The sequence below is a fragment of the Stenotrophomonas sp. YJH_SMC_32 genome (assembly GCF_059369975.1).
In genome coordinates, this window is sequence record NZ_JCAFTE010000001.1 from 671,565 (window position 1) to 688,925 (window position 17,361).

Below are 17,361 nucleotides of genomic sequence, written 5' to 3' on the forward strand. Positions count from 1 at the left end.
CCGGTGCGCCGCTTCAATCTTTCCGAGTGGGCGTTGTCCAACCGCCCGCTGGTGCTGTTTGCGATGCTGGCTTTCGCGCTGATCGGCGCATGGTCGTACAAGCATCTGGGCCAGTCCGAGGACCCGCCGTTCACCTTCAAGGCGATGGTGGTGCGCACATTGTGGCCGGGGGCGACCGCCGAGCAGGTCTCGCGGCAGGTGACCGAGCCGCTTGAGAAGGCGCTGATGAATACCGGCGAGTACGAGTTCATCCGCTCGTACTCGCGCCCGGGCGAATCGCAGATCATCTTCATGGCGCGCGACAGCCTGCGTTCCAGGCAGATCCCGGACCTGTGGTACCAGGTGCGCAAGCGCGTGGGCGACATCCGCCCGACGCTGCCGCGCGAGATCGTCGGTCCTTTCTTCAACGATGAGTTCGGCGACACCTACGGCAACATCTATGCGTTGACCGGCAAGGGCTTCGACTACGCGGTGATGCGCGACTACGCCGACCGCATCCAGCTGGAACTGCAGCGGGTGCCCGACGTCGGCAAGATCGACCTGGTCGGCCTGCAGGACGAGAAGGTGTGGATCGAACTGTCCAACACCCGGCTGGCCACGCTGGGCGTCTCGATGCAGCAGGTGCAGCAGGCGCTGGCCGACCAGAACGCAGTGACCGGCACCAGCTTCTTCGAGACCGCCACCGATCGCGTGCAGCTGCGGGTGACCGGCCAGTTCAACGACATCGAAGCGATCCGCCAGTTCCCGATCCGCGCCGGCGACCGCACCGTGCACCTGGGCGACATCGCCGAGGTCAAGCGTGGCTTCGCCGATCCGGCGTCGCCGAAGATGCGCTTCATGGGCGAAGAGGCGATCGGCCTGGCGGTGGCGATGAAGGATGGCGGTGACATCCTCAAGCTCGGCGCCAACCTCGATGCCGAGTTCGAACGCCTGCAGAAGACCCTGCCGGCCGGCATGCAGCTGCGCAAGGTGTCCGACCAGCCGCAATCGGTGGAAGAGTCGGTCGGCGAGTTCGTGCAGGTGCTGACCGAGGCGGTGGTGATCGTGCTGCTGGTCAGCTTCTTCTCGCTGGGCCTGCGCACCGGCCTGGTGGTGGGCGTGACCATCCCGCTGGTGCTGGCGATGACCTTCTTTGTCATGCACTACTTCGACATCGGCCTGCACAAGATCTCGCTGGGTGCATTGGTGCTGGCGCTGGGACTGCTGGTGGACGATGCGATCATCGCGGTGGAGATGATGGCCACCAAGATGGAGCAGGGCTACGACCGCCTGCGCGCCGCCAGTTTCGCCTGGGAGTCGACCGCGTTCCCGATGCTGACCGGCACCCTGATCACCGCGGCCGGCTTCCTGCCCATTGCCACTGCGGCATCGAGTACCGGTGAATACACCCGCTCGCTGTTCCAGGTGGTGACCATCGCGCTGGTGGTGTCGTGGATCGCAGCGGTGCTGTTCATCCCTTACCTGGGCGACAAGATGCTGCCGGACCTGTTCAATCCGCAGCCGCCGAAGCCGGGCAGCCTGTCAGCGCGCTGGCACGCCAAGCGCCAGCAGTGGGCCGACCGCTATCCGGCGCTGGCCAATCTGATCGCGCCGCCGCAGCACGGGCACGACCACGATCCGTACCAGCGCCCGTTCTATCGTAGTTTCCGTCGCTTCCTCGATACCTGCCTGCGGCATCGCTGGTGGGTGATCGCGGCGACCATCGGCCTGTTCGTGTTCTCGCTGATGATGTTCCGCTTCGTGCCGCAGCAGTTCTTCCCGGACTCGACCCGGCCGGAACTGATGGTGGACATCGAGCTGGCCGAGGGCGCCTCGCTGCGCTCGACCCAGGCCCAGGCCGAGAAGCTTGAGAAGCTGCTGTCCAGCCGCGAGGGCATTGCCAACTACGTGTCCTATGTGGGCACCGGTTCGCCGCGCTTCTACCTGCCGCTGGACCAGCAGCTGCCGGCGACCAACTTCGCCCAGTTCGTGGTGCTGGCCAAGGACATCACTTCACGCGAAAGCACCCGCGACTGGCTGCTGCACGAGGTGATCCCGAAGTTCCCGGACGTGCAGATGCGCGTGACCCGCCTGGAGAACGGCCCGCCGGTCGGCTATCCGGTGCAGATGCGCATCTCCGGCGAGCACATCGAGAAGGTGCAGGCGATCGCGCGCCAGGTCGAGGCCAAGGTGCGGGAGAACCCGCACGTGATGAACGTCAACCTGGACTGGAGCGAGCCGAGCAAGGTGGTGCGCCTGGTGGTCGACCAGGAGCGCGCCCGCGCGCTGGGCGTGAGCAGCGCCCAGGTCAGCCAGTTCCTGTCCAGTTCGTTGGCCGGGCAATCGGTAAGCGTGTATCGCGAGGGCAATCGCCAGATCGAGATGCTGCTGCGCGGGCCGGCCGATGAGCGCAATCAACTGGAGCTGCTGTCCAGCCTGTCGATGCCCACCGCCAACGGTGGCAGCATCACGCTGTCGCAGGTGGCGACGATGGAGTACGGCTTCGAGGACGGCATCATCTGGCACCGCAACCGGTTGCCGACGGTGACCGTGCGCGCCGACATCAGTGATGGCATGCAGGCGCTGGACGTGGTGCATCAGATCCTGCCCACACTGGACGGCATCCGTGCCGAGCTGCCCAGTGGTTACCTGCTGGAAACCGGCGGTACCGTGGAGGATTCGGCGCGTGGCCAGAACTCGATCAAGGCCGGCATGCCGCTGTTCCTGGTGGTGGTGGCCACGCTGCTGATGCTGCAGCTGCGCAGCTTCTCGCGTGCAGCGATGGTGCTGGTGACCGCGCCGCTGGGCATCATCGGCGCGACGCTGTTCCTGCTGCTGTTCCGCGCGCCGTTCGGCTTCGTCGCGCTGCTGGGCACGATCGCACTGGCCGGCATGATCATGCGCAACTCGGTGATCCTGATCGACCAGATCCAGCAGGACATCGATGCCGGGCATGACCGCTGGCATTCGATCATCGATGCCACGGTGCGCCGTTTCCGCCCGATCGTGCTGACCGCACTGGCAGCCGTGCTGGCGATGATTCCGCTGTCGCGCAGCGCGTTCTACGGCTCGATGGCGATCTCGATCATGGGCGGCCTGATCGTCGGTACGGTGCTGACCCTGGTGTTCCTGCCGGCGTTGTACGCGGCCTGGTTCCGGGTGAAGCCCGATGAATCCGGGGCGTGATGCCGACCGGGGTCGGATCCCTTCTCCTCCGGGAAAGGGCTCTGACCCCACCCACGCCGGTTGGTCTTTGCCCTGGTAGGTGCCAACCTTGGTTGGCACGGATGCATGCATTCACCCATGGCGTGGATCTACTGCAGCTGCAGGCCGCTCCGCAGCACCGGCAGCAGCCATTCGATGAACACCTGCACGCGCAGCGCACGGTGCTGCCGATGCGGCTGCAGCAGGGTGACCGGCAATGGCTGTGCGACGTGCTGTGGCATCACTTCCACCAGCGCGCCGGATTGCAGCTCGGCCTGTACGTCGTAGCGCGGAATCTGCAAAAGACCCAACCCCGCCACACAGCACGCAATCGATGCCTCGGCGCTGTTCACACGCACCCAGCCAGGCATCGGCAGCGTGCGCAGTTGGCCGCCGTCCTGCCACTCCCAAGGTTCCACCCGTGCCGTGGTCGGCGACGCGTAGTTCACCGCGCGATGCTGCGGCAGGTCGGCAGGATGCTGCGGCACGCCGTGTTCGCGCAGGTAAGCCGGCGCCGCAACGTTGGCAAAGTCCAGTTGGCCCAGCGTGCGCGCCACCAGGCTGGAGTCGCCCAGCTGGCCGACCCGCAACACTGCATCGCAACCGTCCTCGATCAGGTTCACCGCGCGGTCGCTCATGCCCAGGTCCACTTCCACCTGCGGGTAGCGGGCGAAGAAGTCGGGCAGCGCCGGTGCGATGATGCGGCGGCCGATGCGGCTGGGTACGTCGATCTTCAGCAGCCCCGACGGCTGGGCGTCGACCTGGAGGAACAGCGATTCGGCGTCCTCGACCTCGGCGATCAGGCGCAGGCAGCGGGCATGGAGCACGTCGCCGTCGTGGGTGGTGGACACCCGCCGGGTCGAGCGCTGCAGCAGGCGGGTGCCGAGCCGCTGCTCCAGCTCCGCAATGGCTGCCGAGACAGTGGAGCGGGGCAGGCCGAGCTGGTCGGCGGCGCGGGTGAAGCTCGCGCACTCCACGACCCGGGTGAAGATGCGGAAGCGATCGATCCGGTCCATTGTTCGCTGACTCTGGAAAGTTAAGTCAATGTGGCGGGCTTTATCCGCTTTTTCTGCACGATATCGTCGTCAGGGCAGGGTTGCCACCCCGGGCAGCCCCCTCCCGAGACCGAAGCCATGACCGAGCATTCCCTCAAGGGCAAGACCGTGCTGATCGCCGGTGGCGCCAAGAACCTGGGCGGCCTGATCGCCCGCGACTTCGCCGCACAGGGCGCCAAAGCCATCGTCATCCACTACAACAGTGCCGCTACCCAGGCCGATGCAGAAGCGACTGTAGCCGCGGTGCAGGCCGCCGGCAGCAAGGCGGTTGCCCTGCAGGGCGACCTGACGTCGGCGGCAGCGATGGAGCGCTTGTTCGTCGATGCCGTGGCCGCAGTCGGCCGTCCTGACATCGCCATCAATACGGTGGGAAAGGTACTCAAGAAGCCGCTGCTGGACATCAGCGAAGCGGAGTACGACGAGATGAGCGCGGTCAACGCCAAGGCGGCGTTCTTCTTCCTCAAGGAAGCAGGCCGCCACGTCAATGACGGTGGCCGCATCTGCACCCTGGTCACCTCGCTGCTGGGTGCCTACACGCCGTTCTATTCCAGCTACGCCGGCACCAAGGCGCCGGTCGAGCACTTCACCCGCGCGGCGTCGAAGGAGTTCGGCGAGCGCGGCATTTCGGTGACCGCGATCGGTCCCGGTCCGATGGACACGCCGTTCTTCTATCCGGCCGAGAGCGCCGATGCGCAGGCCTACCACAAGACCGCGGCGGCGCTATCGGCGTTCACCCGCACCGGGCTGACCGACATCGCCGACATCGTGCCGTGGATCCGCTTCCTGGTGACCGATGGCTGGTGGATGACCGGGCAGACGATTCTGGTCAATGGTGGGTACACCACCAAGTAAGCAAAGCCATGCATGGCGTGGCCCTACTGCGCGGGAACCGAATCATCCACGCATGGCGTGGATCTACCGCTGTGGTAGGTGCCAACCTTGGTTGGCACGGAGTCGGGCAGTGGCCACGGGCCCCCTGTAGAGCCGTGCCATGCTCGACTCTACAGGTGTTGCCCGATGGATCAGCCCAGCTTCGCCAGCACCGCGTCGGTTGCCGCGGCGGTGCTGACGGCCTGGCCCTTGGCGGCCAGGTCGGCAGTGAACACCCCATCATCCAGCACCGCATGCACGGCGTCTTCCACCGCGGCCGCTTCGGCTTCCAGCCCCAGCGAATGGCGCAGCAGCATCGCGGCGCTGAAGATTGTCGCGTACGGATTGGCGATGCCCTTGCCGGCGATGTCCGGGGCCGAACCGTGGATGGGCTCGTAAATGCCCACCGCACCGGGCTCGCCCAGCGAGGCCGACGGCAGCAGGCCCAGCGAACCGGCCAGCATCGAGGCCTCATCGGTGAGGATGTCGCCGAACATGTTCTCGGTGACGATCACGTCGTACTCGCGTGGCTTGGCCAGCAGGTGCATGGCCATCGAATCGACCAGCTGGTGCTCCAGCGCCACGTCCGGGAATTCTTCGCGGCCGATGCGTGCGGCCACGTCGCGCCACAGGCGCGAGGTTTCCAGTACATTGGCCTTGTCCACCGAGGTGACCTTGCCGCGACGCTGCTGGGCCAGGCGGAAGGCGCTGCGCAGCACGCGCTCGATCTCGGCCACGGTGTAGCGGCACAGGTCGCTGGCACTGTCGGCATCGCGGGTCTTGTCGCCGAAGTAGATGCCGCCGGTCAGTTCGCGCACCACCACGAAGTCCACGCCCTGCAGCAGCTCGGCCTTGATCGGCGAGGCGTGCAGCGCGGCCTCGTGGGTACGCACCGGGCGCAGGTTGGCATACAGGCCCAGCGCCTTGCGGATCGCCAGCAGGCCCTGTTCCGGGCGCACCTTGGCGTTCGGGTCGGACCACTTCGGGCCGCCGACCGCGCCCAGCAGCACCGCATTGGCGGCCTGGCAGGCGGCCAGCGTCGACGCCGGTAGCGGTTCACCGTGGCGGTCGATGGCGATGCCACCGATGTCGTGCTCGCTGAAGGTGAAGGTGTGGTTGAAGCGTCCGGCGACCGCCTTCAGGACGGCAACTGCCGCGGCGGACACTTCCGGGCCGATGCCATCACCGGGCAGGACAACAATTTCAGCGTGCATGCTCACTCTCGTAACGTTCGATTTCAGGGACACGGCCCAACAGATACCCCAACTGGTCGACGCCTTCCAGCAGGCAGGTCTGCGAGAAGCCATCCAGCGGGAAGGAATAGACCTGGCCATCGGGGGTGCGCAGTTCGCGCGCAGCCACGTCGATGGTCAGCGCATCGTCCGGGCGCTGCATCAGCGCCTGTACGTCGGCCTCGTCCAGCACGATCGGCAGCAGGCCGTTCTTCAGCGCGTTGCCGCGGAAGATATCAGCGATCTCGCTGCTGACGATGGCACGCAGGCCCAGGTCGGTCAGCGCCCATGGCGCGTGTTCGCGCGACGAGCCGCAGCCGAAGTTGCGGCCCGCCAGCAGGATGCTGCGGCCGGCGTTGTGCGGCTGGTTGAAGGCGAAGTCGGCCACCGGCGAACCATCAGCTTGCCAGCGCCAGTCGTTGAACGCGTTGCGACCCAGCCCGGCACGCTCGGTGGTGGACAGGAACCGCGCCGGGATGATCTGGTCGGTGTCGATGTTGGTCTGGCGCAGCACCACGCTGGCCGAGGTCAGGGTACGGAAACCGGCCATCACGCCACCTCCTGTGCGAACAGTTCGCGGGTGTCGGCAACGTGCCCGTTCACCGCGGCCCACGCCGCGCTCATCGGCGAGGCCAGCAGCGTGCGCGAACCGGGCCCCTGCCGGCCTTCAAAATTGCGGTTGCTGGTACTCACGGCCAGCTGGCCGGGGGCGACCAGATCGCCGTTCATCGCGATGCACATCGAGCAGCCCGGCTCGCGCCATTCGGCACCGGCCGCGCGCACGATCTCATGGATGCCCTCGGCCTCGGCCTCGCGCTTGACGATCTCCGAGCCCGGTACCACCAGCATGCGTACGCGCTCGGCAACACGACGGCCGCGCAGCACCTGTGCGACTTCGCGCATGTCGCTCAGGCGGCCGTTGGTGCACGAACCAACGAACACTACGTCCACCGGTGTGCCCGCCAGCGCCTTGCCGGCCTGGAAGTGCATGTAGTCCAGGCCCTTCTGTGCGGCGGCATCGTTGGCGGCGGGAATCGGCGCATCCACGGCGATCGCGGTACCCGGATGCGTACCCCAGGTCAGGGTCGGGCGGATGTCGGCGGCGTCGATGTGCACTTCGCTGTCGAAGCGCGCGCCGTCATCGCTGCGCAGCTGTTGCCAGCGCGCCACGGCAGCGTCGAAGTCGGCGCCCTTGGGGCCTCGCGGCGTAGCGGCGACGAAGTCGAAGGTGACCTGGTCGGGCGCGACCATGCCGGCGCGTGCACCGGCCTCGATCGACATGTTGCACAGGGTCATGCGCTGTTCCATGTCCATCGCTTCGATGGTGCTGCCACGGAACTCGATCACGTGGCCGGTGCCGCCGTTGACGCCGATCACGCCGATGATGTGCAGGACCACATCCTTGGCGCCGACGCCGGGTGCCAGCGCACCGTCAACGGTGATCGCGAAGGTCTTGGCCTTGCGCTGCAGCAGGCACTGCGTGGCCAGCACGTGGCCGACCTCGCTGGTGCCGATGCCGAAGGCCAGCGAGCCGAATGCACCGTGGGTGGAGGTGTGGCTGTCACCGCAGACGATGGTCATGCCCGGCTGGGTGAAGCCCTGTTCCGGTGCAATGACATGGACGATGCCGCGGTTGTCCGAGGCCATGTCGAACAGTTCGATGCCGTGCTCGGCGCAGTTTCGCGCCAGGGTGGCGACCTGTGCCTCGGAAGCGGCGCTGGCGTAGGGCAACGTGCCGTCCGCCGCAGCCGGCAGGGTCGGCGTGGAATGGTCCATCGTCGCCTTGGTGCGGTCCGGCCGGCGCGGCGACAGGCCGCGCTCGCGCAGTTCAGTGAACGCCTGCGGCGAGGTGACCTCATGGATCAGGTGCAGGTCGATGTACAGCACGGCGGGTGCGCTGTCGGATTCGGGAACCACCACGTGGGCGTCCCACAGTTTGTCGTACAGGGTGCGGGGTGCGGAAGTCATGCGTATGCCTGGCAGAAGTACGAAGTTGCGAACATCAGGAATGAATATGAAAGGGTCAAGTCAGCGACGGCGGGCGAGGACCCGCAGCCGCACGTAGTCGGCCAGCGGCTGGCCGAATGCGTCACGAGGCAACTCGGCAAGCAGGCTAGTAGCCGCCTCGCGCACGGTGGCGCGGGCCTCGGCGGGCAGGTCATCCAGCAGTGGCGCGGCGAATACCCGCAGCCAGCCGGCCACGCCGGTCGGCAGCGGGGTCGGGCGCGGCGTGCATTCGATCAGTTGCACCTGGAAGCCATGCTGGCGCAGGCGGTCGGCATAGGCATCGGCGGTCGGGAAGTACCACTGGAAGGTGCTGGCGCCATGGCCGTGGGCCACGCGTGCGGCCTGTACCGCCGCGACGATCGTGGCCACGTTGCCATGGCCGCCGAACTCGGCGACGAAGCGGCCACCGGGGCGCAGCGCGCGACGTACGCCTTCCAGCACGCGGTCCGGGTTGCCCATCCAATGCAATGCGGCATTGCTGAAGACCGCATCGAACTCGCTGTCGAACGACAGCGCGTGGCCGTCCATCACCTGCGCGTCGACGCCACGTGCACGGGCGGCGATCACCAGTTCCGGCGACGCGTCCACGCCGTGGATGCACGCGCCGCTCAGGGCCAGCTCGGTGCTGAGCACGCCATCGCCACAGCCCAGGTCGAGGATGCGCTCACCGGCGCGCGGATCGAGCAGGCGCGCGACCGCGCCACCGAGCAACGGTACGAAGCCGGCATCGATCGCATAGTCCTGGGCGTTCCACTGCTGACCAGCGGCTGCGCTAGGAGTGTCGAAGGCGCTCATCTCGGGTTCCTCAGGCGGTGGCAGGGGTGGGAACGTCGGTGCTGCTGTGGGCGGTGGCCTGGCGCTGGCGCAGCAGGCGGTTGGCCACATCCAGCCAGGCCAGCGCGGAGGCTTCGATGATGTCCTTGCTGGTGCCGGTGCCGTCGTACTCCACGCCGTCGTGGCGCACGCTCAGATTGGCTTCACCGCGCGCATCGGCGCCGATGCCGACGCTGTGCACCTGGTAGCTGTCCAGCATCAGCTGCACGCCGGTGGCAGCCGACAGCGCGCCGAACAGCGCATCGACCGGGCCGTCGCCCTGCGCGGTCTCGGCCACGCGGTTGCCGTCCGGGTCGGACAGTTCGACCAGTGCATTGGCGCGGCTGCCGACGTCGCTGATGGTCATCGACGCCAGGCGATAGCCCTGCGCGTTGGAGCCGCCCTGCATCAAGGTTTGCAGGTCGGCATCGGTGACCACGCGCTGCTGTTCGCACAGGCCCTTGAACTGCTCGAACACCAGCTTCAGTTCGTCTTCGTCCAGCCAGAAGCCCAGTGCACGCAGGCGTGCTTCGACGGCGGCGCGGCCACTGTGGCGACCCAGCACCATCTGCGAATCTTCCCAGCCCACGTCTTCCGGGCGCATGATTTCGTAGGTGCCGCGATGGCGCAGCATGCCGTGCTGGTGGATGCCCGATTCGTGGGCGAAGGCATTGGCACCGACGATGGCCTTGTTGCGCTGTACCGGCATGCCGACCAGGCGCTGCAGCAGCTGCGAGGTGCCGACGATGCGCGGGGTGTTGATCGAACTGTCCTGTTCGTAGAAGGCCTGGCGCACCTTCAGCACCATCGCGATCTCTTCCAGCGAACAGTTGCCGGCGCGCTCGCCGATGCCGTTGACGGTGCACTCGACCTGGCGTGCACCGCCTTCGATGGCGGCCAGCGAGTTGGCCACCGCCAGGCCCAGGTCGTTGTGGCAGTGCGCGCTGAAGATCACATTGGCGGCATTCGGCACGTCGGCGACGCCGGCGATGACCTGCTGGAACATCGCGCGGATCTCTTCCGGCGTGGTGAAGCCGACGGTGTCGGGCAGGTTGATGGTGGTGGCGCCGGCGGCAATGGCCACGCGCGAGACTTCGATCAGGTAGTCCAGCTCGGTACGGGTGGCATCCTCGGCCGAGAACTCGACATCGTCGATGTAGGAGCGAGCCAGCGAGACGTGCTTGCGTACCGATTCCAGTACCTGCTCGCGGGTCATCCGCAGCTTGTGCTCGCGGTGCAGCGGGCTGGTGGACAGGAACACGTGCAGGCGCGGGTTGGCTGCGGCCTCCAGGGCACGTGCCGAGGTCTCGATGTCGGCCTGCAGGCAGCGCGACAGCACAGCCAGGCTCAGGCTCGGGCGGCGCAGTTCGCGGCCGATCAGCGCCATCGCCTCGCGGTCGGACTGCGAGCTGGCCGGGAAGCCGGTCTCGATGATGTCCACGCCCAGTTCGTCCAGCGCACGCGCCATCACCAGCTTCTGCGGCGGGCTCATGCTGCAGCCGGGGGACTGCTCGCCGTCACGCAGGGTGGTGTCGAAGATGCGGATGCGCGGGGTGGTAATTCGTTCGATGGTGGTCACAGGGAAATCTCCTCGACAGCGGGTGCGGCGGCTTGCAGGGGGGAAGGGGAAGAGGTGGGGGACGCGAGGGCGCTGGCCTTGCCGGGCGAGCGCGGGGTTTCACTACGCCGTCGCCGTGGTTTGCGCGGCGGGCGGGGCCGGATGTCGGTGAGCAGGCCGGCCAGGACACCCGCATCGATATTCCCGCCGGACACCACCGCGCACTTGCGGCGGCCAGCGACACGGCGGCCTGCTGCCAGCGCCAGCGCACCGGCGCCCTCGGCGATGATGTGTTCTTCCAGTGCCAGCCGGACCAGGGTTTCACGCAGTTCGGCTTCGCGCACGATCACTACGTCGTCCAGCAGCGAGGTGCACAGGCGTCGGGTCAGGAATCCAGGGATCTTCACCCGCACGCCGTCGGCCAGCGAGGCGACGGGGGCGATCTCGCGTACGTCGCCGCGGATGGCGCGCGCCATTGAGTCAACGCCTTCCACCTGGGCACCGATCACGCGCACGCCCTGTGATTTCAGCGCCAGTGCAACGCCGGAGGCCAGGCCACCGCCGCCGATCGGCACGATCACCACGTCCGGTGCGTGCGCGGCCAGCTCGATGCCGACCGTACCCTGGCCGGCAATCACATCGGCGTCGTCGAACGCGGAAAGGAAGCGGTAGCCGTGGCGTTGTGCCAGTTCAACCGCGAAGGCGTAGGCCTCGTCATAGCTGGTGCCATGCTGGCGCACGGTGGCGCCCCAGTGAGCGACGCCGGCGATCTTGGTGGCCGGCGCGCCATGTGGCATCACGGTGATGGCCGGAACGTCCAGGCGGTAGGCCGCCCACGCCACGCCCTGGGCATGGTTGCCGGCCGAGGCGCAGATCACCGGCCGGGTATCGCCGCGCTCGCGGCCGGCCAGCAGCGCGTTCAACGCGCCGCGCACTTTGTAGGACCCGGTGCGCTGCAGGTTCTCCAGCTTCAGCCAGGTGCCGAAGCGCTCGGCATGGTGCAGCGGGGTAGGCGGCAGGAAGCGGCGCAGCCGGGCCTGCGCCGCCAGTACGTCGGCGACGCTTACGTCGCCGACATCGCTTTCCTGGCTGGCATCAGCGGCCGGCATGGGCCACCAGCGGGGTGCAGGCGACCGCCGCATGCGGGCACGGGCGGCGAAGAAGACGCCTCCGTACCGGCACCGTGGTCACTACGGTACGGGTGTTCATACGGATGCTCCTTCCACGGCGGTGACCTGCACGGACACGCAGTCGTAGATCTTCTCGATCTGCCGGCACAGCGTTTCCGCCGGGCGCTGGCCATCCACCACCAGTTGCAGGTGCCAGCGGCCATCGTCGGCGGCCACCGGCGCACCGCTGATCGCACGCGGCGCGAAGCCACGGCGCTCGGCCATGCCGATCACGCGCAACAGCGCGCCTTCGGCCGGGTGCAGCACCAGGTCAAGCCGGTAGTGCATTGGGGATCTCCTGGCGGGCATGGGCGGGGTTGCTTTCCAGCATCGTGCTGTTGGCGGTGTTCGGTGGCACCAGCGGCCATACGTTGGCGCGTGCATCGATGGCCACGTGCAGCAGTGCCGGGCCGGGTTCGGCCAGCAGCGCGGCCAGGCCACCCTCGACGTCATCCCGCGCGTCGATGCGGGTGGCGGAAATGCCGAACACCTGCGCCAGCGCCACGAAGTCCGGGTTGTCGGACAGGTCGATCTCGCTGTAGCGCTCGGCGAAGAACAGCTCCTGCCATTGCCGCACCATGCCCAGCGAACTGTTGTCCAGCAGCACGATCTTCACCGGCAGGCGGCAACGCGCGATGGTCGCCAGCTCCTGCACGTTCATCATGAAGCTGCCGTCGCCGGACACCAGCACCACGGTGCGATCGGGGCAGGCGAACTGCGCACCCATCGCGGCCGGCAGGCCGAAGCCCATGGTCCCCAGCGCGCCACTGGTCAGGTGGTTGCGCGGGTGGTTGAAGCGGCAGTGCTGCGCCACCCACATCTGGTGCTGGCCAACGTCGCAGGCGATCACCGCATCGGCCGGGGCCAGCTCGCTCAGGCGCTTCAGCAGCGCCGGGGCGTAGATGTGCTGGCCCGGTGCGTCGTAGCGCGCTGCGAAACGATCGCGATGCTGTGCACAGCGCTTGCGCCATGCGTCCTGGTGGGCCTTGGGGGAGGGGAAGGCCGCACGCAGGGCGCGGATGGCATGGCCGACGTTGCCGGGCACGGCGACATCGGCGCTGCGCAGCTTGGAGATCTCATATGCGTCCGCATCGATGTGAACGACGCGGGCGAACGGTGCGAACTCGGCCAGCTTGCCGGTGGCACGGTCGTCGAAGCGTGCGCCCAGCACCAGCAGCAGGTCGCTTTCCTGCACCGCCATGTTGGCCGCGCGGGTCCCGTGCATGCCCAGCATGCCCAGCGACTGCGGATGGCTGGCCGGCAGTGCGCCCAGGCCGCGCAGCGTCATCACGGTGGGGATGGCACTGGCCTCGACGAAATCGCGCAGGTCCTGCACCGCATCACCCAGCGCGATGCCACCGCCGGCGTAGACCACCGGCTTCTCGGCCGCGGCCAGCGCGGCAATGGCTTCGGCAATGGCGGCCTCGGCCGGCGCCGGCGGTGGTTCGACGCTGCTGGGCGCATGGGCCGGCAGATGGCTGGCGTCGGCCAGCTGCACGTCCTTGGGCAGGTCGATCAGCACCGGGCCGGGGCGACCTTCGCGGGCGATCCGGAACGCATCGGCCACCACGCGCGGCAGGTCATCGACGCTGCGCACCAGCCAGCTGTGCTTGACGATCGGCATCGTCAGGCCGAACACATCCAGTTCCTGGAAGGCGTCGGTGCCCAGCAGCGGCGTGCCGACCTGGCCGGTGATGCAGACCATCGGTACCGAGTCCAGCATCGCATCGGCGATGCCGGTGACCAGGTTCGACGCGCCCGGCCCGGAGGTGGCCACGCAGACGCCCACCTGGTTGCTGGCGCGGGCGAAACCATTGGCGGCCAGGGCGGCACCCTGCTCGTGGCGCACCAGGATGTGCTTCAGCGACGAGTCCACCAGCGCGTCGTAGAACGGCATGATGGTGCCACCGGGATAGCCGAACAGCGTGCGGACGCCTTCGGCCTCCAGCGCCTGGGTCAGCCAGCGCGCGCCGTTGGGCGGCGCGCTGCGGTGTGTGGAAGAGTTCATGGGGGAACCTTGCAAAGCGGGTGGGGGAGGGCCGCGCGGTTACGCGGCCTGTCCTTGCAACCAGACCATCTTGGCGCGCAGTTCCTTGCCCACCTTTTCGATCGGGTGCTCCAGGTCGGCCTGCTTGAACCTGTTGTAGTTCGGCAGGCCCGCTTCGTACTCGGCCACCCAGTTCTTGGTGAAGGTGCCGTCCTGGATGTCCTTCAGTACTTCCTTCATGCGTGCCTTGGTGCCGGCGTCGATCACGCGCGGGCCGCTGACGTAGTCGCCGTACTGCGCGGTCTCGGAGATGAATTCCAGCATGCGCGAGATGCCGCCTTCGTAGAACAGGTCGACGATCAGCTTCAGCTCGTGCAGTACTTCGTAGTAGGCGATCTCCGGCTGGTAGCCGGCTTCCACCAGGGTCTCGAAACCGGCCTGCACCAGCGCCGACGCACCACCACACAGCACCGCCTGCTCGCCGAACAGATCGGTCTCGGTCTCTTCCTTGAAGGTCGTCTGGATCAGGTTGGCGCGGGCACCGCCGAGGCCGGCCGCATAGGCCTGGGCATGCTGCGCGGCCTTGCCGCTGACGTCCTGGTAGACCGCCCAGATGCACGGCACGCCACGGCCGATCTCGTACTCACGGCGCACCAGCGCACCCGGGCCCTTCGGCGCGACCAGCACCACGTCCAGATCGGCGCGCGGCTCGATCATGCCGTAGTGCACGTTCAGTCCGTGGGCGAACAGCAGGCACGCCCCCTGCTTCATGTTCGGCGCCAGCACATCGTTGTAGAGCTTCTTCTGCACCATGTCGGGGGTCAGCACGGCGACCAGATCGGCGTCCTTCACCGCATCGGCGGGCGCGACCACGGTGAATCCATCGGTCTGGGCCTTGGCTTCGGTCGGACCGCCCGGACGCAGGCCTACCACCACGTCGAAGCCGGATTCGCGCAGGTTCAGTGCGTGGGCGCGGCCCTGGCTGCCGTAGCCGATGACGGCGATCTTGGTCTGGGGCAGGTCGTTGGTGCTCATGGGGGAGGTTCCTTGCGGTGGGAAGAAAAAAGAACGGCCGGTCGTCGAGGTGACGTGCCGGCCGGTCAGGGGAAAGCGGTGGAGGGGGCGCCGCGCATCGCACAGGCACAGCCACCACGAGGCGTGGTGCTGCAGGTCCGGGTTGTGCGATGAGCGTTGGTCATGGTGGTTGCGTCTGAAACCAGGTTCTGAAATGAAAAAACCCGCACCGGGGCGGGTGCGGGTTTTTGAAGAGTTCCGGTGTGTCTGTTGCTTACACGCTGGCTCGTCCCGCACCTGTGGGTTGGGTAATAAGTACGAGCACAAGAATCGAACGCAGCGAGGCGGCGCCGATGGCGGCGGCTTCGATGTGGGTTCGCGGTGGCGTGTTGTGATGCAACATGCGATCGAGAGAAACACAGGCGTTTTGGCGGTGTCAACCCTCACGACAGTTTTTTTATCGGTTTCCAGTGAGTCCAGCGAAATCGCTTGCGCCGCAAGGATGGTTGCCACTGAAAGTGTTTCAGTGAACCCGAATTCACTCCTTTCAACACGCTTTTTGCGCGGATTCCGGGTCGCTGTTCGCCATGCTGGGGCGGACCTTGGTCGGCACCCACCGAAAGGCCATCGCCCATGACCTCTGCCCGATACCGCATGAAGGCCGCAGCGGCGAAGATCGCGGAACCACCTTCCACCGGAACCCGACCGTGTCCCGACGCCTTGCCCGCTCCCTGCTCGCCGCCGCCGTGCTGGCTGCCGTGCCTGCACTGTCCATCGCCGCCGACCGCATCACCGGCCACACCTTCGCCAACCGTTCGGAGGTGATCGCCCCGCATGCGATGGCGGCTACCTCGCAGCCGCTGGCCACCCAGATCGCGCTGGACGTGATGAAGGGCGGTGGCTCGGCGGTCGACGCGGCGATCGCGGCCAATGCCGCGCTCGGCTTGATGGAGCCGACCGGCAACGGCATCGGTGGCGACCTGTTCGCCATCGTCTGGGACCCAAAGACGCAGAAGCTCTACGGCTACAACGGCTCGGGCCGCTCGCCGAAGTCGCTCACCCTGGCCGAGTTCCAGCGTCGTGGCCTGAAGGACATCCCGGCCACCGGCCCGTTGCCGGTGTCGGTGCCCGGTGCGGTCGACGGCTGGTTCGCCCTGCACGACCGTTTCGGTCGCAAGCCGATGGCCGATAACCTGGCGCCGGCCATCCGCTACGCCCGCGAGGGCCACCCGGTGGCCGAGGTGATCGCCTACTACTGGGACCGTTCGGTGCCCAAGCTGTCGCAGTACCCGGGCTTCAAGGAGCAGTTCACGATCAACGGCCACGCCCCGCGCAAGGGCGAGATGTGGAAGAACCCGAACCTGGCCAGCACCCTGCAGAAGATCGCCGACGGCGGGCGCGACGCCTTCTACAAAGGCGAGATCGCGCGCACCATCGGTGACTACTTCAAGGCCAACGGTGGCTACCTGAGCTACCAGGACATGGCCGACCACCACGGTGAATGGGTCGAGCCGGTCAGCAGCAACTACCGTGGCTACGATGTCTGGGAGCTGCCACCCAACAGCCAGGGCATCGCTGCGCTTCAGATCCTCAACGTGCTGGAAGGCTACGATTTCTCGAAGATCCCGTTCGGCTCACCCGAGCATGTGCACCTGTTCGTTGAGGCGAAGAAGCTGGCCTTCGCCGACCGTGCGCGCTTCTACGCCGACATGGCATTCCAGCCGGCGCCGGTGCAGAAGCTGATCTCCAAGGAGTACGCCGCGCAGCGCCGCGCGCTGATCTCGATGGACAAGGCCTTGAAGGAAGTGCAGCCGGGCACACCGAAGCAGCTGGAGGAAGGCGACACGATCTACATGACGGTGGCCGACGCCGACGGCATGATGGTCTCGTTGATCCAGTCCAATTACCGCGGCATGGGCAGCGGCATGGCGCCGCCGGGGTTGGGCTTCATCCTGCAGGACCGCGGCGAGATGTTCGTGCTGCAGAAGAACCATCCCAACGGATACGCACCGGGCAAGCGCCCCTTCCAGACGATCATTCCGGCGTTCATCACCAAGGGGGGCAAGCCGTATGCCAGCTTCGGCGTGATGGGCGGCGCGATGCAACCGCAGGGCCATGCGCAGATCGTGATGAACCTGGTGGACTTCGGCATGAACCTGCAGGAAGCCGGTGACGCACCGCGCATCCAGCATGAGGGTTCCACCGAGCCGACCGGCCAGGCCACGGCGATGACCGACGGTGGCGAAGTGAATCTGGAAACCGGCTTCCCGTACGAGACCGTGCGCGCGCTGATGCGCAAGGGGCATCGCATCGTGTTCGCCGACGGCCCGTACGGCGGGTACCAGGCGATCATGCGCGATCCCGAGACCGGGGTGTACTACGGGGCTTCGGAGAGCCGCAAGGACGGGCAGGCGGCGGGGTACTGAGGTTTCCCGGCCACCGGGCTGAGCCCCCTCGCGGCTGAGCGCTGGAG

Annotated in this window: 13 protein-coding genes; 3 read left to right on the plus strand and 10 right to left on the minus strand. The window is 67.2% G+C overall.

From position 1 onward, the window contains the following. Positions 1-3: 3 nt before the first annotated feature. Positions 4-3,165 (plus strand): efflux RND transporter permease subunit, encoded by a 3,162-nt coding sequence (locus AC5P7S_RS03055; protein WP_049416701.1) that lies wholly within the window; start codon positions 4-6, stop codon positions 3,163-3,165. Between the two features lie 128 nt (positions 3,166-3,293). Here the strand turns inward: AC5P7S_RS03055 and AC5P7S_RS03060 are convergent, their stop codons facing one another. Continuing rightward, a complete protein-coding gene (locus AC5P7S_RS03060) occupies positions 3,294-4,199 on the minus strand; it encodes a LysR family transcriptional regulator (protein WP_095377953.1) in 906 nt (301 codons plus the stop codon). Positions 4,200-4,316: 117 nt separating this feature from the next. Between AC5P7S_RS03060 and AC5P7S_RS03065 the strand changes: the two genes are divergently transcribed. Next, positions 4,317-5,090 (plus strand): SDR family oxidoreductase, encoded by a 774-nt coding sequence (locus tag AC5P7S_RS03065; protein WP_095377954.1) that lies wholly within the window; start codon positions 4,317-4,319, stop codon positions 5,088-5,090. A 170-nt stretch (positions 5,091-5,260) separates the two neighbouring features. On the opposite strand, the gene leuB is transcribed toward AC5P7S_RS03065, so the two are convergent. The 9 genes from leuB to ilvC form a co-directional block, all read right to left on the minus strand. Continuing rightward, positions 5,261-6,322, minus strand: coding sequence for a 3-isopropylmalate dehydrogenase (leuB, locus tag AC5P7S_RS03070; RefSeq protein ID WP_095377955.1), 1,062 nt, complete (start codon positions 6,320-6,322; stop codon positions 5,261-5,263). After that, a complete protein-coding gene (gene leuD / locus AC5P7S_RS03075) occupies positions 6,312-6,890 on the minus strand; it encodes a 3-isopropylmalate dehydratase small subunit (RefSeq protein ID WP_005419117.1) in 579 nt (192 codons plus the stop codon). The genes leuB and leuD overlap by 11 nt, the downstream gene beginning before the upstream one ends. Next, positions 6,890-8,308 carry a 3-isopropylmalate dehydratase large subunit gene (gene leuC / locus AC5P7S_RS03080; protein ID WP_065178343.1) on the minus strand — a complete coding sequence of 473 codons (1,419 nt, stop codon included), beginning with the start codon at positions 8,306-8,308 and terminating at the stop codon, positions 6,890-6,892. Before leuC ends, leuD begins: the two co-directional genes overlap by 1 nt. Positions 8,309-8,368: 60 nt before the next feature. Next, on the minus strand, positions 8,369-9,142 hold the full coding sequence (locus tag AC5P7S_RS03085; protein WP_005419113.1) for a class I SAM-dependent methyltransferase: 774 nt from the start codon (positions 9,140-9,142) through the stop codon (positions 8,369-8,371). Positions 9,143-9,152: 10 nt separating this feature from the next. Further along, the gene (locus tag AC5P7S_RS03090; RefSeq protein WP_053499065.1) at positions 9,153-10,739 is read right to left on the minus strand and encodes a 2-isopropylmalate synthase; all 1,587 of its coding nucleotides are present in this window, start codon (positions 10,737-10,739) and stop codon (positions 9,153-9,155) included. Then, complete coding sequence (locus AC5P7S_RS03095) at positions 10,736-11,827, minus strand: threonine dehydratase (protein WP_053499063.1); 1,092 nt, start codon at positions 11,825-11,827, stop codon at positions 10,736-10,738. Before AC5P7S_RS03095 ends, AC5P7S_RS03090 begins: the two co-directional genes overlap by 4 nt. Positions 11,828-11,923: 96 nt before the next feature. After that, positions 11,924-12,175: an ACT domain-containing protein gene (locus tag AC5P7S_RS03100; protein WP_005419108.1), complete on the minus strand. Its 252-nt coding sequence runs from the start codon at positions 12,173-12,175 to the stop codon at positions 11,924-11,926. Next, positions 12,159-13,895, minus strand: coding sequence for an acetolactate synthase 2 catalytic subunit (gene ilvG / locus AC5P7S_RS03105; protein WP_005419106.1), 1,737 nt, complete (start codon positions 13,893-13,895; stop codon positions 12,159-12,161). Before ilvG ends, AC5P7S_RS03100 begins: the two co-directional genes overlap by 17 nt. A gap of 39 nt (positions 13,896-13,934) precedes the next feature. Continuing rightward, positions 13,935-14,909, minus strand: coding sequence for a ketol-acid reductoisomerase (gene ilvC, locus AC5P7S_RS03110; RefSeq protein ID WP_005419105.1), 975 nt, complete (start codon positions 14,907-14,909; stop codon positions 13,935-13,937). A gap of 686 nt (positions 14,910-15,595) precedes the next feature. Here ilvC and ggt point away from each other — a divergent pair. After that, positions 15,596-17,314 (plus strand): gamma-glutamyltransferase, encoded by a 1,719-nt coding sequence (ggt, locus tag AC5P7S_RS03115; protein ID WP_095377974.1) that lies wholly within the window; start codon positions 15,596-15,598, stop codon positions 17,312-17,314. Positions 17,315-17,361: the final 47 nt, after the last annotated feature.